This window comes from Pseudomonas sp. TH15 (assembly GCF_016651105.1).
Lineage (GTDB): Bacteria > Pseudomonadota > Gammaproteobacteria > Pseudomonadales > Pseudomonadaceae > Aquipseudomonas.
Genome location: NZ_JAEKEL010000001.1, coordinates 4,733,571 through 4,746,332, shown reverse-complemented (window position 1 = coordinate 4,746,332; position 12,762 = coordinate 4,733,571). Strand labels below are relative to the sequence as shown.

At 55.8% G+C, this 12,762-nt stretch carries 15 protein-coding genes and 1 pseudogene; 8 read left to right on the top strand and 8 right to left on the bottom strand.

Annotated features, from left to right (window positions below; translation table 11 throughout):
• Nucleotides 1–216: 216 nt before the first annotated feature.
• Complete coding sequence (locus tag JFT87_RS21410) at nucleotides 217–579, bottom strand: DUF6124 family protein (protein WP_201204369.1); 363 nt, start codon at nucleotides 577–579, stop codon at nucleotides 217–219.
• Between the two features lie 520 nt (nucleotides 580–1,099).
• Nucleotides 1,100–1,582, bottom strand: coding sequence for an HIT family protein (locus JFT87_RS21405; RefSeq protein ID WP_201204367.1), 483 nt, complete (start codon nucleotides 1,580–1,582; stop codon nucleotides 1,100–1,102).
• Between the two features lie 123 nt (nucleotides 1,583–1,705).
• Here JFT87_RS21405 and JFT87_RS21400 point away from each other — a divergent pair, with 123 nt between their 5' ends.
• Nucleotides 1,706–2,263: a nucleotidyltransferase family protein gene (locus JFT87_RS21400; protein WP_201204366.1), complete on the top strand. Its 558-nt coding sequence runs from the start codon at nucleotides 1,706–1,708 to the stop codon at nucleotides 2,261–2,263.
• A 95-nt stretch (nucleotides 2,264–2,358) separates the two neighbouring features.
• Here JFT87_RS21400 and JFT87_RS21395 read toward each other — a convergent pair whose 3' ends face one another.
• Nucleotides 2,359–2,877: a hypothetical protein gene (locus JFT87_RS21395; protein ID WP_242487289.1), complete on the bottom strand. Its 519-nt coding sequence runs from the start codon at nucleotides 2,875–2,877 to the stop codon at nucleotides 2,359–2,361.
• 149 nt (nucleotides 2,878–3,026) lie between these two features.
• Here JFT87_RS21395 and JFT87_RS21390 point away from each other — a divergent pair, with 149 nt between their 5' ends.
• Nucleotides 3,027–3,734: a class I SAM-dependent methyltransferase gene (locus JFT87_RS21390; protein ID WP_201204364.1), complete on the top strand. Its 708-nt coding sequence runs from the start codon at nucleotides 3,027–3,029 to the stop codon at nucleotides 3,732–3,734.
• A 79-nt stretch (nucleotides 3,735–3,813) separates the two neighbouring features.
• Entirely contained in the window at nucleotides 3,814–4,254 is a 441-nt protein-coding gene (locus JFT87_RS21385) for a hypothetical protein (protein ID WP_342367190.1), read from the top strand.
• 103 nt (nucleotides 4,255–4,357) lie between these two features.
• On the opposite strand, the gene JFT87_RS21380 is transcribed toward JFT87_RS21385, so the two are convergent.
• On the bottom strand, nucleotides 4,358–5,140 hold the full coding sequence (locus JFT87_RS21380; RefSeq protein ID WP_201204363.1) for an AraC family transcriptional regulator: 783 nt from the start codon (nucleotides 5,138–5,140) through the stop codon (nucleotides 4,358–4,360).
• A 108-nt stretch (nucleotides 5,141–5,248) separates the two neighbouring features.
• Between JFT87_RS21380 and JFT87_RS21375 the strand changes: the two are divergent.
• Nucleotides 5,249–6,135 (top strand): annotated as a pseudogene (locus JFT87_RS21375) (EamA family transporter).
• Nucleotides 6,136–6,218: 83 nt separating this feature from the next.
• Nucleotides 6,219–6,761, top strand: coding sequence for an adenylate kinase (locus JFT87_RS21370; protein ID WP_201204362.1), 543 nt, complete (start codon nucleotides 6,219–6,221; stop codon nucleotides 6,759–6,761).
• 350 nt (nucleotides 6,762–7,111) lie between these two features.
• On the opposite strand, the gene JFT87_RS21365 is transcribed toward JFT87_RS21370, so the two are convergent.
• A complete protein-coding gene (locus JFT87_RS21365) occupies nucleotides 7,112–8,167 on the bottom strand; it encodes a hypothetical protein (RefSeq protein ID WP_201204361.1) in 1,056 nt (351 codons plus the stop codon).
• Between the two features lie 460 nt (nucleotides 8,168–8,627).
• Here JFT87_RS21365 and JFT87_RS21360 point away from each other — a divergent pair, with 460 nt between their 5' ends.
• Together JFT87_RS21360 and JFT87_RS21355 are read left to right on the top strand one after the other, a co-directional pair.
• Nucleotides 8,628–9,098: a hypothetical protein gene (locus JFT87_RS21360; RefSeq protein WP_201204360.1), complete on the top strand. Its 471-nt coding sequence runs from the start codon at nucleotides 8,628–8,630 to the stop codon at nucleotides 9,096–9,098.
• A 271-nt stretch (nucleotides 9,099–9,369) separates the two neighbouring features.
• Entirely contained in the window at nucleotides 9,370–9,681 is a 312-nt protein-coding gene (locus tag JFT87_RS21355) for a hypothetical protein (protein ID WP_201204359.1), read from the top strand.
• A 40-nt stretch (nucleotides 9,682–9,721) separates the two neighbouring features.
• On the opposite strand, the gene JFT87_RS21350 is transcribed toward JFT87_RS21355, so the two are convergent.
• Together JFT87_RS21350 and JFT87_RS21345 are read right to left on the bottom strand one after the other, a co-directional pair.
• Nucleotides 9,722–10,300: a GNAT family N-acetyltransferase gene (locus JFT87_RS21350; RefSeq protein ID WP_342367189.1), complete on the bottom strand. Its 579-nt coding sequence runs from the start codon at nucleotides 10,298–10,300 to the stop codon at nucleotides 9,722–9,724.
• A 126-nt stretch (nucleotides 10,301–10,426) separates the two neighbouring features.
• The gene (locus JFT87_RS21345; RefSeq protein ID WP_201204357.1) at nucleotides 10,427–10,816 is read right to left on the bottom strand and encodes a low affinity iron permease family protein; all 390 of its coding nucleotides are present in this window, start codon (nucleotides 10,814–10,816) and stop codon (nucleotides 10,427–10,429) included.
• Between the two features lie 81 nt (nucleotides 10,817–10,897).
• Here JFT87_RS21345 and JFT87_RS21340 point away from each other — a divergent pair, with 81 nt between their 5' ends.
• Nucleotides 10,898–11,329 (top strand): DNA methylase, encoded by a 432-nt coding sequence (locus tag JFT87_RS21340; RefSeq protein WP_201204355.1) that lies wholly within the window; start codon nucleotides 10,898–10,900, stop codon nucleotides 11,327–11,329.
• A 106-nt stretch (nucleotides 11,330–11,435) separates the two neighbouring features.
• Here JFT87_RS21340 and JFT87_RS21335 read toward each other — a convergent pair whose 3' ends face one another.
• Nucleotides 11,436–12,761, bottom strand: coding sequence for an LLM class flavin-dependent oxidoreductase (locus JFT87_RS21335; RefSeq protein WP_201204354.1), 1,326 nt, complete (start codon nucleotides 12,759–12,761; stop codon nucleotides 11,436–11,438).
• Nucleotide 12,762 lies beyond the last annotated feature (1 nt).

Genomic DNA, 12,762 nt, shown 5'->3' with positions numbered 1-12,762 from the left:
GGTGATAGTGCACAAGCAGAGGAGAAAGGACTGTTTAGGCATAAATGGAAATTTCGAATGGCATTTGGAAATGCGGTCGCTTGCAGTTGGCATTCACTATCGGGAGAAAACGTAACCATGCTGAATGTCTGCTTCTGGCCGAAAACAGCCATTAACAAGCATTCAAAATCTAATCGTTCAGTGGCGACGGCCAAATCGCCACTGGACGGTATGGACCTACTCTGTAATTTCAACCCTGTCCAAAGCCCGATTCACCGCCAACTCCCCAAGCATCACAACCTGCGCAATACCCAGCAATGTCTTGCGAATCGGTCCATCCACCAACCCCGCGACATCCCCCAGCATAATGGAGGCCGAGGCCAGCGATTCGCAGGCGTTGACCAGCAATGACTCGGTATCTGTTTCCGGATTAACCAGAAACATCGTGCTCGCTTGATACGGCGCAGCCATGATCGTGTCAGCGGGATTGAGATAGTGATCGAGTGCGCGTTCAGCCGCGTCGTGCATTTTTCTGGAATCGAGTGATTCGTACGGAGAGGCCGGATCTGTGTCCGGAGGATTAGGTGTTGCCTTGAACATGATCTTCTTTTTCCTGAGTGATGCCGCCACTCCTTGCTACTAACAAGGGGGTGGCGGCTGTACGCAGGTTAGTAGACCGGGGAAAAGAAGAAAGCCGGCGCGCCCAAGGACGCCCTGCGCACAGCCACCATCAAGTACAGGCATGGAAATACCTGTTTGACAGTCACTTGTGCATCTTCTAATACCGCGGGCTACTAAACCCGATCACTGACCATCAGTGATGCGGACAAAGTTACCGAGCAGCCCCCAGACGCACAAGCCGGCGGATTCTGGCGTAGTTGTAGGCAAAGGCGCAAGACGATGTAGCCTTTCGGACGTAACGTCAGGTGTCCTTAAACACAACGCAAAAAATGTTAAACAATGACGGTCGTCAGCGATGCGACCGCACCGACGCTGACGTGCAACTCAAGCGCAGCCGCCGCCAGACTGCCCAAGCGTGCGGCGCTCTCGAACACTTTGAAATTAGGGAGAGATGCCATTTCATCTAAGTAAGGACAGCGCATCGAACCGCGATTTTTGATCACCGGAACGCATTACGTAGTTGGGTGATCACTTCTTCGACCGACAGCCCCGGCGTCTCTGGAGGTGTCGGGTTTTCCCCAAACTCTCTCCAGATAAACAGCGTCAGCTCGGCACCGTCAGTCGCCGCGAGGGCGTTTTCAGCGTATGCAAAATTTGCCAGTTGCCGATAGCGCTCGTCCTTCCAGAACAAGTCTTCGACCCAGTGATAGACCGGCATGAAATGGAAGTGAATGGGCCAGCCCGGTTGATGACCAAAGCGGCCAATGTAGAGATGCCTGGGGCTCAATAGCTGCTCCATGAGCTGCTGGGTCCTGGCGAGCAGGCCACCCATTTCAGCCAAGGCTTCAGTCGATAAGTCAGCCAATGAAGATGTTTCGAGCTTGGAACCAAGCATCAGATACCCGGGGAGGGCGCTCGCTTGATGGTGGTTGATAACCCAGTGGTCGGTTTCATGAACAATAAACTGCGGGGCAATTTCCATCTGCCGTTTGTCCTGATGAAGTGGATGCGGCAGAGTAGCAAAGCTTGTTTGGCAAAGCTGAGAATGACAGCGTGTGACCTCAGCCATTGACGCTGCACAGCCATGGATAATGAAAGGCGCCGTATGAACCACGAAGCGCAGCTAAAGGCTCTGCTCGCTCAAGATCGGGTGCGGATGCAGGTTCTGCAGATGGTACGTGGCCTTGATTTGCCAGACTGCTGGGTCTCGGCAGGTTTTGTGCGAAGTCTGGTCTGGGATCACCTTCATCAGCGCAAGGTTTCAACGTTGCCCGAGGATATCGATGTCATCTGGTTCGACGCGGCGCGTGTTGGCAAGGAAGCGGATTCAGCATTGGAAGGCGAGTTGTCGCGACTTTGTAGCGGAGTGAACTGGTCGGTGAAGAATCAGGCACGCATGCATCAGCGCAACGCCGATGCGGCCTATCAATCGGCTACCGATGCGATGATCTATTGGCCGGAAACCGCCACGGCGGTGGGCGTCAGGCTGGGTCGTAACGACGAAATAGAAGTGTCGGCACCGCTGGGTCTGGAGGATCTGTTCTCGTTGGTGGTACGGCCAACCGAGCGATTCAGCACTGAAAAATACGCGCTGTTCCTTGACCGGGTTCAATCCAAGAGATGGCATGAAATCTGGCCGGAGTTGATCTTCTACACGCGTTGACCGCAACGATTCAGTACCGATGTCTGCATTGGCGCAGGACGTTTTAGCCTTCATGGCGTTACGCGCTGTGTACTTCAAACACCAACCGAAAATCCTTAAACAATTACTTCAAGTCGTGTGTCGACACCCACCACCTCCGGGGGCATTTCGTTGATCAGCACAACGGCATCATCCCCACGGTTCAGATAGATCAAGTAGTCGCCGGTCTCGAACGTGATTTTGAAAGCGACCAGCCGGCTGTGCTGATCCGGCCACTTGTCGATAACGCCTTGAACCTGTGTGATGAGCTTGCCTGCCACTGCGAGGCTGGATAATTCGGCCAGCAAATTTTCCCGCCGCCACGAACACTCGCCATCTTCTTCAATGCGAAAAGATGCCGGCAATTGCAGCTCCGCTTGATCGGCACCGACGCTTTCGCCATCACTGAGCAGGTACATCGCAAGGGTTTGATCTTCGCCAAACTGCCACAGCAGTGAACCAACATCTTGCGAGTTCGGTTCACCGTTGAAGTAATACTGGTCGTGCATCAGCGCGCGAAGTGTCTGGCCGACCAGTAAACGCGCATGGCCTAAATCCACGGCCATCCTCTCGTGAAAGACGATATAGCGGTTCATCACTTAGCATTACCTCTGGATGCGGTGTCAGCAGGCTGCGGAGTTTAACCGAACAGCGCATTCCTCAGAGGAATGCAGCGCATAAAATTAATGAATTTTTCTTAACGCTATCCACGGCGTAAGTTGCTCGCATAACGAGGAGCAACGCCATGCAATCGACCTCTGCAAAAAAATTCGACACCGCCCGCGCCAACGAATACGCCCAGCAAAGTCGCATCGCCCTGGCCGGTTATGACGCTTGTCACGATCTGGCCGCGTGCATGTTGGCCGCCAGCCTCGGCCAGTCTCGATCGGCCAAGGTGCTGGTGGTTGGCGCGGGCGGTACGGCGCAGGAGATCATTGCGATGGGCGCGCTGGAGCCGGGTTGGACGTTCACCGCAGTCGATCCTTCCGCGCCCATGTTGGAGGCCGCGACGCAGCAATTACAGGCTAACGATCTGTTACACAGAACTCAGGTGCATCTGGGACAGGTCGAGGATCTGCCAGAGGATGAATCCTTTGATGCAGCGACTTTGATCGGTGTGCTCCATCACCTGCCGGGCGATGCTGCCAAGCAACAAATCCTGCGTGCGGTTCAGGCTCGGCTTAAGCCGGGCGCGCCATTGATTGTGGCGGGCAATCATTACGCCTACGCCAGCCAACCATTGTTGCTAGAGGCCTGGGCGCAGCGCTGGCGGCAGCAGGGCGCGAGTGCGCAGGAGGTGCAAGCCAAGCTGGGGAAGATTCTGCAGGGCGCCGATCCTCCGCACTCCGAGGCGGCGGTTCAGCAGTTGCTGGATGACACCGGGTTTGGTCAGGCGACACGGTTTTTCAGTAGTCTTTTCTGGGGCGCCTGGCTGACGTGTAAGGCGGTCTGAGCGCGGCCCTACGAGGTTCTACGGCTGATCTATAGTCACTCGGTCGGCCAGCGGATTCGGCCATTGCGACTCGCCAGGAGTGCACGACGTGATCACTCGATTGCAAGTTCTCAAGCTGATCCAGATCGGCCTCGCGTTGCCTGCCTACACTGTGCCCGCCAGCGCGACGATCGGCTTTATCCTCTGCTATGTACTCGGCTTGCTGACGGGGCTGCTGACTTCGCAAACGCTGGCGGGTGCCGAGTGGGGCTTGCTGCTGCTGGTTGCGTCGCTGTATTCACAATGGGCGTGCTGGAGCATTTTTGCTGACGGGCTGGAAGACATTCCTGCGGTGCGTCATCTGCCATGGACAGTGTTCGGACTGATGCTGACGCTGTTGATGGGGATGATGGCCTGGGTGATATTTCGTACGGGTCTGTTCGGGTTTTTGTGCGGTTCGCAGGGGATGGTGGCCTGCGTTCTGTTAGTGATCAATCTGCTGCGCAGGAGGGCGGCGGACAACAGGCATTTGCGCGTTTGAGGGGCGTGGGATTACAAGATCAAAAGATCGCAGCCTTCGGCAGCTCCTACAGGTATTCGCACTCCAAATTTAGGAGCTGCCGAAGGCTGCGATCTTTTAAAATTTAAACACGCTGTTCGACGACATACCGACTCGGTACTTCCCCCAGTGTTTGCTTGAACACCGTAGCAAACGCGCTAGAACTGCTATACCCCAACGCCATCGCAACTTGAGTGACCGAATGACCTTTGCCCAGCATCACCACCGCTGCGAGCAGACATGCCTGTTGTCGCCATTCGATAAAGCTGATCCCAGTGTGCAGTCGAAAATGCCGGGTAAAGGTACGTCGACTCATTCCCGCACGTTCGGCCATGTCATCGATACCCACCTCCAGCGAAGGCTGATTCAGAAACTCGCGACACACCAACGCCAGACGCGGCTCCGTCGGCAGCGGCGCATTGAGCGACAGCGCGGGCATCGCGGCGATTTCGTGCAGCAGCAAACTCATCAAATGACCGTCGCGCCCTTGAGTGGAATACCGCGCGGGAACGTCGATGGCTTTCATCAGCAGATGCTGCAGCAACGGTGACACTTCCAAGACCTGACATTGCGCCGACAGCCCAAGTTTTTTCGCCGCTTGTTTACGGATGTAGGTGTTGTGCAGGGTGACCGGCCCACGCATCTGCATGGAGTGAGGAAGTTGCGCGGGCACCCAAATACCGCGCTGGGGCGGAACGACCCAGTTGCCGTCATCGGTGAATACCGTGATGACGCCACTGGCGGCATAGGCGAACTGACCCCGCTGATGATCGTGCAGCGGGAACAACGTGCCGTCCGCGTAATCAACGGCGGTCACGACCGCATCGCGTGCTGTGTTCTGGTAAGGATGACCGGTCATTGTTCGCATGGCCCGATTCTAATGAAAAATGGCCTGTGACTGAAAGCGGGCCATCACGATTACTTGCATATTTGTCTCGATACGAGCACTTTCGCTCGGCGTCGGGAACGATTGATCATGCAAAAGAAACACCTTCTACTCGCGATCCTGGTCACCGCGGTGTGGGGATTGAATTTCCCCGTGACCAAGCTGGGCCTGGCGGACATCGATCCGTTGTTGCTCACCGCGTTGCGCTTCGCGCTGGCTGCTTTGCCCTGGGTGTTTTTCGTGGAGCGCCCACGGGTAGCGTTTCGATGGCTGGCTGCTTACGGGATAATATTTGGCGTTGCAATGTGGGCGTTGATCAATCAGGGCATCGCGTGGGGAGTGCCGCCTGGCACGGCGTCACTGCTGATCCAGTGCAGCGCATTTTTTACCTTGGGCTGGGGCGTGATTTTTTCGGCGAGCGCCTCGGGCGGCCACAATTGATCGGCGCGCTGTTGGCTGCCGCCGGGTTGCTGGGCATCGTATTGTGCAGCCCGGGTGATGCGTCGAGGGCAGGGCTGGCGTTGGTGATTGGCAGCGCAATGGCCTGGAGCGTCGGCAACGTCATCATCAAAGTGTCGAAGGTGCGCGAGATCTTCGCGTTCGTGGTGTGGGCCAGCCTGTTTCCGCCCATCCCACTGATGCTGCTGACATGGTCACTGCACGGCTCGGCGCCCTTCATTGCGCTGCCTGCGCAACTCAATGCGATGACCCTGTTTTCACTCGCGTTCCAGGTGTATGCCGCCACGCACTTCAGTTACTGGGGCTGGAACCTGCTGCTGCGCGAATACCCGATCTCGCGCGTGGCACCGCTGTCGCTGCTGATACCGGTGTTTGGCATCTTCAGTTCGATGGTTATCCTTGGCCAACATCCGAGCCCTGCGGATTGGGGATTGATCCTGTTGGTGCTGGTGGCGATCGTATTGGGTTCAGGGTATTTGCAAGGCATGTTGGCCCGTCGTCGAGCGCGAATCGCCTGATCATCATCGGCGGATCGATTTGTCAGGGGGAATATCGGATATCCTGCCGACCTCGAAACAGATGTGTATTCATGGAGGAAACGGTGCGAATTTTCATCACAGGTGCTTCGTGTGCGGGGGTGACCACGTTGGGTCAAAACCTCGCCCGTCTGCTCGACGTACGACACGTCGACGTCGACGATTTCTTCTGGATGCCCACCAATCCTCCGTTCACCACCAAACGGCCTGTCGGTGAGCGTGTGTCGATGATCCAGGAAAACCTCGGTGACAACGATTGGCTGCTGACCGGTTCTTGTATGGGCTGGGGAGAGGCGCTAATCACTGCGGTTGATCTGATTGTGTTCGTGGTGACACCCACGCCCGTACGCCTTGAACGCCTGGCTGCCCGCGAAAAGGCGCGCTTCGGTGATCGGATTGCACCCGGCGGTGACATGCATGAGATCCATGTGGCCTTCCGCGAATGGGCTTCGCAGTATGACGATCCAGACTTTTCAGGCCGCAACCGAGCGTGGCATGAGGCGTGGATTGCGCAGCAACGGGCTGCGGTATTGCGGATTGACGGGGAGGGCGCTGCTGAAAAGATTGCTGCGGATGTCATTCATGCGTTGGCGCAGATAACACGATAACTGGAGCCGTGACGGATGTAGGGCGAGGCGGTCTTACGCCTACTGGCAAAAAATGTCAGTAGGCTCGGGCTAGCCACGTTTGAAACGCTTGAATACGCGAATTGCAACGAACCCTGCCCATTGGCCGCAATCAACCAGCAGACGCTTCATAAAACGGACGCACTGGCCAGCGCGGTAGCGCACAGCCCGTAGGATAAGACGTCTGTCAACTGCGGGGCGCGCTTCAATCAGGCATAGCTTGGTGGTGGATAGGGCCACTTTTGCGCCGATCGCTAAAGCAACAGCCAGGAAATACAGCCAACGATGATTCTTGGCTTTTTCATGTTGGCTTACCAACGCCGACAACTGCTTCAAGTATGGTTTGGCGGCGGCAAGCCGGGGATGATGCACTCGCTGGCCAAGGCGACTGTGTGGCTGCCGATACCCTCGTCCACAATACCCGGCGGACCATCAGGTCTGGCCGAGCAATAGTGGTAAGGCACGTACTCACACGTGCTAGACAGCGGCGATGACCGTGAGATATCACTGGAAAAGTACTTCACAGGACACAATCGTTGATTGTATTCGGCGATCTCTTTGCGAATGGCGTAAACATCATCATCGCTCACGGTTCGGCGATTCGCGGCGTAAAAACCTCTGGAGTCATCTGGCGCGAATTCAATGAAGTAGCCGGCTTCGCCTTCCTTGATGTGAGTGAAAGTCCACTGCGAATCGCGGCTCCACTGGCACGACCTCAGGTCATCCAGGCCATTGGTCTTACAGTAATCGTCGTAGCGCCTGATTTGGCTCAACAAGTAACCGCTGGCGTCTTGGACGTTCACCGTTGCCCCCTTCAGCAATGCGGTGTCTTCGTTGGCGCCGTTGTCCGCCACGAAAAATACCGCTGCAACCAAAGCCAGAGGAAACCAGAAGTGATCGTAGATCTGGCGGAAGCGTTCAGTGAGGTTGAGGTTGTCGTACAGGAGAACCATGACGCCCCATCCAGTGATAGCGCACAGCATCAAAAGGGGAATTAGCCCGACCTCGCTGCCCAGCTTACCCACTCCATTGATTGCGTAACGAGTGGGCAGGTAATTGATGATTGGGAATAGGCCAAGGCAGTTCAATACACCCGGCAGGATCAGGAGTGCGAAGAAGCAGAACAGGCCACGTTTCTTGCCCACCGTATAGGCCGCTGCCGACAGTAAGGGAATCAGCAGCAGTGCCAGCATCACCAGAAAGCCCAGCGTGATCACCATGGCTTGATCGGGCGACCAGTAGCTTGCTATGACCTTTCCCGCTTCATCACGCTCGGTGAAGCTCGATGACACAGCGCCCAAGCCTTCCAGATTTTGGTGCAGATTGTAGGCGGCGCCATGGAGGAATTTTGAATAAGGGTGGAAGAAACTCGCGACGGAAAATGACATTAATCTGAATCCTTGATTTCCTGGGTCATTCCTTGGTTAAAAACGCTCTGAATGTGAAACACCGATCCTGCTGAAATGTGTCGATCAGCGACACCAGCCACGTTATCGACGGACCACCAAGTGCACAAGCCAGCGGATTCTGGCGGAGTTGTAGGCAAAGTCGCAAGGTGTTGTGGCTTATATGGCATGGGACGACGTGATGTTTAAACACCAGTCCAGAAACGGTTAAACATCGGGCGAATGCTTCAGCGAAGTTGCTCATCGAGAGCCAATGCTGCAAGCCTTGCCGCAACATTTGCAGGCCGTGGCTAACCTGTAGAACGGTTTGAATGGAAGCTGTTGGTGTTATCCTTCCGCCGCTGCGCGTGACAAGGATCCGACTCGTCGGCGCGGAGTTTTTTTGTCCTGCAGTTCGGCAAAGTTTCAGGACGGGATTTTCAAGGAAGAGCAAGGATGATTCATGAGCGAAAAGGCAAGCGCCCCCAACCCTGAGATACCCAAACGCACCCCGGATAATTGCGGCCGCGACGGCTCTGCCGGCAGGCGCATCAAAGTCGTCATGACGCGCTCCATGAGATCGTTGGGTCGTGTGCTGTGGGGAACTTTTACCTACCTGGTTGGAGTTTTGATTAAACTCGTGCTGGGTGTCGCGGCGATTGTGACTGTCCTCTTGGTTGTTCTCTACGCAACTGCTGATTCGACAAGCTCCGATATGGTGCCTCGGCTAAATGCGTTGGTTGCCACTGCCAATGATTATAAGGTTGTTTATTTCCAGGATCAGGACTGGTGTGAAGCGTTGCTTGTCGATACGGGTAACTATGCCAGCTCGCCTGCCTCGACCTGCGGTGATGGCGACAATGCCAAACCCTTCGATGGTCGCGGAAACGAGATTTTTGCCAAGGTCAGAGCGGCTGCAAAAAGGCTGGAATAACCCCAATCAGAATCAGTGTCCTATCTGAGAAAGGCACTGTTTCGTTCGCGCAAATCCATCTTTCGTGCTTCTACTGTTATGCCTCGTATATCTATTCGCCGCTGGCTGCATACCAGCCCGATAAGGCGGAAAAAGCCAGTGTCACGGATATGAGTGGGGGTTGGTACTATGTAGATGCAGGTATTTGATCGTTGCACGGCAAAGAGGGTGATGAGCTATAAAGGCTGTTGAGTCGCCGCGTTAGTTGTTCTGAAAATAGAGAGTAAAGAGTATGAAGCTTGCAACTGGAGTCAGGAGTTTTTTGTTATGGGTTTTTATCCTTCTGTTCATCGTTGTCACTGACACCTTGATATACCTTTCGACGCTGCTGGATTTTAAGGATGCCCCGCAACTTATATTTGTCTTCAGTTTTTATCTCCTTGCCTATCTGGCGGCTTTGATTCTGATGGTGGCAGCATGGCAGTTTTTACATAAACTTCTTGCGGCTAAACCGTTGCCCGCTCAGAAAATAAAGCTTACTTATGTTTTGACCTTTGAAGAGCATGAAAAAATCAAAGCGTTTTTGAGCGAAATCAGAAACTGAAAGCACGGCATCGGTGAGGGGCTGCTTTGCTCTTTTTCCGCTACTCAGGTCGGGTAGATATCCACTCAGACGACCGATTCCCGTGTTCTGGCGCCGCCCACTGCGCCTGCGTAACGCCATAACACCTGCACACAGCAGCCACCCCGGACAGGTTCAACTCGGCGTCATACAAGTGCACTGCACCCAACTTCATCGTGGCTTTTTGCGAACGAGTGTTCGAAGGCGCGATGTGGAAATATACGATTTCGTGGGCCTTGAATGCATGCTCCACCATCAGTCGCTTCAGCTCGCGATTAGAATTGCCCCCCCATTTCGCACGCACCAAAAAGGTAAAACCGATGGCGATGCTGTCGGGCAGATCCGGCGGCGCGTAGTAGCTTGACGTGCCGACAATCTCTCCCGACTCAATATCGATGACTGCGAGCGCCTGGCGCGTGGCCAATCGCGCGGCGAAATAAGTTTCGAATACCTGTCGTTGATAGCGATCCCGGGCAGGATGGCCGATCCATATCTCTGGATCGCCGGCCGCTGAAAACATGCCCTCGACATCACTCGCGGTCAGCGGCCTGAGTCTTAACGTGGGGCCGCACAAAACGGGTTGGCAATCAAAGTCACGCACGATGTGGAGCTTCCTTTGCAAATGAGCGGAGAGACTGAATCCAGTCTAGGGCCGCAGATGTTCAAGAAAAGGTCCAATGCGCGTGTAATCGACAGAGCCAAATCGCAGAAGTGTGGGGTTCCACTGTCATTCGCCGGTCGAGGCCGGTTCCGGTTGCAGATTCACCTGATCATTCTCACCCAGCGAGCTGTATCGGTCGCGAAGCTTTCGAAGGTCTCGGGAGCCCATTTTATCCAGGCACAACGTCGCATTCTGCGCATCGGTGGTGGCGCGTATCAACTCGTCGATCTTTAGGTGCAGGATGTCGTTGTCGCGGTTTTGCGTGTTCTGGATGAGGAACACCATCAGGAAGGTAATGATGGTCGTCGAGGTATTGATGATGAGTTGCCAGGTATCGTTGTAGTGGAAGTAGGGACCGGTAGAACCCCAAATCCCGATCAAGGCGATGGCCAGGAGAAAAGTTTTCGAGCTGCCGGCCCAGTTGGAAAGCGCTTGGCAGAAACGTGCAAAATTCATGGTTGCTGACTCTTGATGTGGGTATTGAATAGACCACACTGAGTCTCTGAAATTCTTTTTACATTTTTCGTGGACGGCTCAATGGCACAAATCATCAGCGCCCAGGACTTGCAGATCGACCTCGACGGTGCGAACGAAGCGGGCCTGTTCAAATGGCTGGTCGCCAGCTTTCTGATGGGCAAAAGAATTCAGGGTGAGATCGCCGCCAGGGCGTATCAGGTGATCGTCGAACAGCATCAGCAAGATACCCCGCAAAAACTCGCGCGCTGCACGCATCGGCAACTGGTCGCCATGCTCGGTCAGGCTCACTACGTGCGTTACGACGAGTCAACGGCATCGCGCTTGCTGGCGCTGGCCAACAAGCTCAACGATGAATACGCCGCCAAGGTAACGAACATCGTGGCGGCCAGCGCCGATCGTCAGGCGTTCGAAAAGCGCTTGTCCGAGTTCGACGGGATTGGCCCCAAGACTGTCGAGATTTTCATGAGAGAAGCTGCAGATGTGCTGTTTTGAAAGCCGGTAGCTCGATCGCTGCACGTCAGCACTGAGGATCTGCCGCGGCGACAGCCTCTCGACGCTGGTGATCGTCCGTTGCCGTTGTGATGCGCCGCGTTTCGGGTCAGCGCCGGTAGCGATTACCCGGTCGTTCCAGGCCCAAATGATCGCGCAATGTGCTGCCGCTGTATTCGTGACGGAACAGCCCGCGCTGCTGCAGTAACGGCACCACATCGTCGACGAAGTCATCCAGCCCTTCAGGCAGAAACGGCGGCATGATGTTGAAGCCGTCGGCGGCGTGTTCGACGAACCATTGTTCGAGGGTGTCGGCAACGGTTTTCGCGGTGCCGATCACCGTGTGGTGGCCGCGGGCGCCGGCGACTTTCAGGTACAGCTGGCGAATGCTCAGGTTCTCCCGTCGTGCCAGATCAATGAACAGGGCCTGACGGCTCTGCATCGAATTGCTCGGTGGCAGCTCCGGCAACGGGCCGTCCAGATCATATTCGGACAGGTCGAAACCTCCGGCCATGCCCGCGAGCATCGCCAGGCCGACCCGTGGCTCGACCAAGTCCTGCAACTGTTGGTACTTGTCCTCCGCTTCACTCTGCGTGCGGCCGATTACCGGCGAAATCCCCGGCATGACTTTCAACTGATCAGGGCGGCGCCCGTAACCGGCGAGGCGACCTTTGACGTCGGCATAAAAGGCCTGGGCATTGCTGAGTGTTTGTTGCGCGGTGAACACCACTTCGGCGGTGCGCGCGGCGAGTGTCTTGCCGGGTTCCGAGGAGCCCGCCTGAATCAGCACCGGGTAACCCTGCGGCGTACGCGGAATGTTCAGTGGCCCGCGTACTCGGTAGTTTTCGCCGTGGTGATTGAGCACATGCAGTTTGTCCGGCTGGAAGAACACGCCGCTGGTTTTGTCGCGCACGAAGGCATCGTCTTCAAAACTGTCCCACAGACCGGTCACGACATCGATGAACTCTTCGGCGCGCTGATAACGGTCGCCGTGCTCGAAATGTTTGTCCCGACCGAAGTTCAGCGCTTCCAGGTCGGTTGCCGAGGTCACCAGATTCCAGCCACTGCGCCCGCCACTCAAATGGTCGAGGGAGGCGAACTTGCGCGCCAGCAAATAAGGTTCGTTGTAGCTGGTGGATACGGTCGAAACGAGGCCGATGCGCTCGGTCACCGCCGCCAGCCCTGAAAGCAACACCAGTGGATCGAAGACATCACCGGCGGTGGTGAACTGGCCCAGTTCCGGCGAGCCCATCAAGGCCAGATTGTCGGCAAAAAAGATTGCATCGAACTTACCGCGCTCGGCGGTCGTGGCGAGCTTTTTGAAGTGTTGAAAATCCAGTCCACCGCCGGCCCATGCGCGCGGGTGGCGCCAGGCGGCGAGGTGATGGCCGCTGCTCATGAGAAACGCGCCCAGGCTCATTTGTGCTGTTTTCATA

Coding starts and splice junctions, on each gene's coding strand:
- JFT87_RS21410 (WP_201204369.1), bottom strand. CDS start 579: ATGTTCAAGGCAACACCTAATCCTCCGGACACAGATCCGGCCTCTCCG.
- JFT87_RS21405 (WP_201204367.1), bottom strand. CDS start 1,582: ATGGAAATTGCCCCGCAGTTTATTGTTCATGAAACCGACCACTGGGTT.
- JFT87_RS21400 (WP_201204366.1), top strand. CDS start 1,706: ATGAACCACGAAGCGCAGCTAAAGGCTCTGCTCGCTCAAGATCGGGTG.
- JFT87_RS21395 (WP_242487289.1), bottom strand. CDS start 2,877: ATGAACCGCTATATCGTCTTTCACGAGAGGATGGCCGTGGATTTAGGC.
- JFT87_RS21390 (WP_201204364.1), top strand. CDS start 3,027: ATGCAATCGACCTCTGCAAAAAAATTCGACACCGCCCGCGCCAACGAA.
- JFT87_RS21380 (WP_201204363.1), bottom strand. CDS start 5,140: ATGCGAACAATGACCGGTCATCCTTACCAGAACACAGCACGCGATGCG.
- JFT87_RS21365 (WP_201204361.1), bottom strand. CDS start 8,167: ATGTCATTTTCCGTCGCGAGTTTCTTCCACCCTTATTCAAAATTCCTC.
- JFT87_RS21360 (WP_201204360.1), top strand. CDS start 8,628: ATGAGCGAAAAGGCAAGCGCCCCCAACCCTGAGATACCCAAACGCACC.
- JFT87_RS21355 (WP_201204359.1), top strand. CDS start 9,370: ATGAAGCTTGCAACTGGAGTCAGGAGTTTTTTGTTATGGGTTTTTATC.
- JFT87_RS21345 (WP_201204357.1), bottom strand. CDS start 10,816: ATGAATTTTGCACGTTTCTGCCAAGCGCTTTCCAACTGGGCCGGCAGC.
- JFT87_RS21340 (WP_201204355.1), top strand. CDS start 10,898: ATGGCACAAATCATCAGCGCCCAGGACTTGCAGATCGACCTCGACGGT.
- JFT87_RS21335 (WP_201204354.1), bottom strand. CDS start 12,761: ATGAAAACAGCACAAATGAGCCTGGGCGCGTTTCTCATGAGCAGCGGC.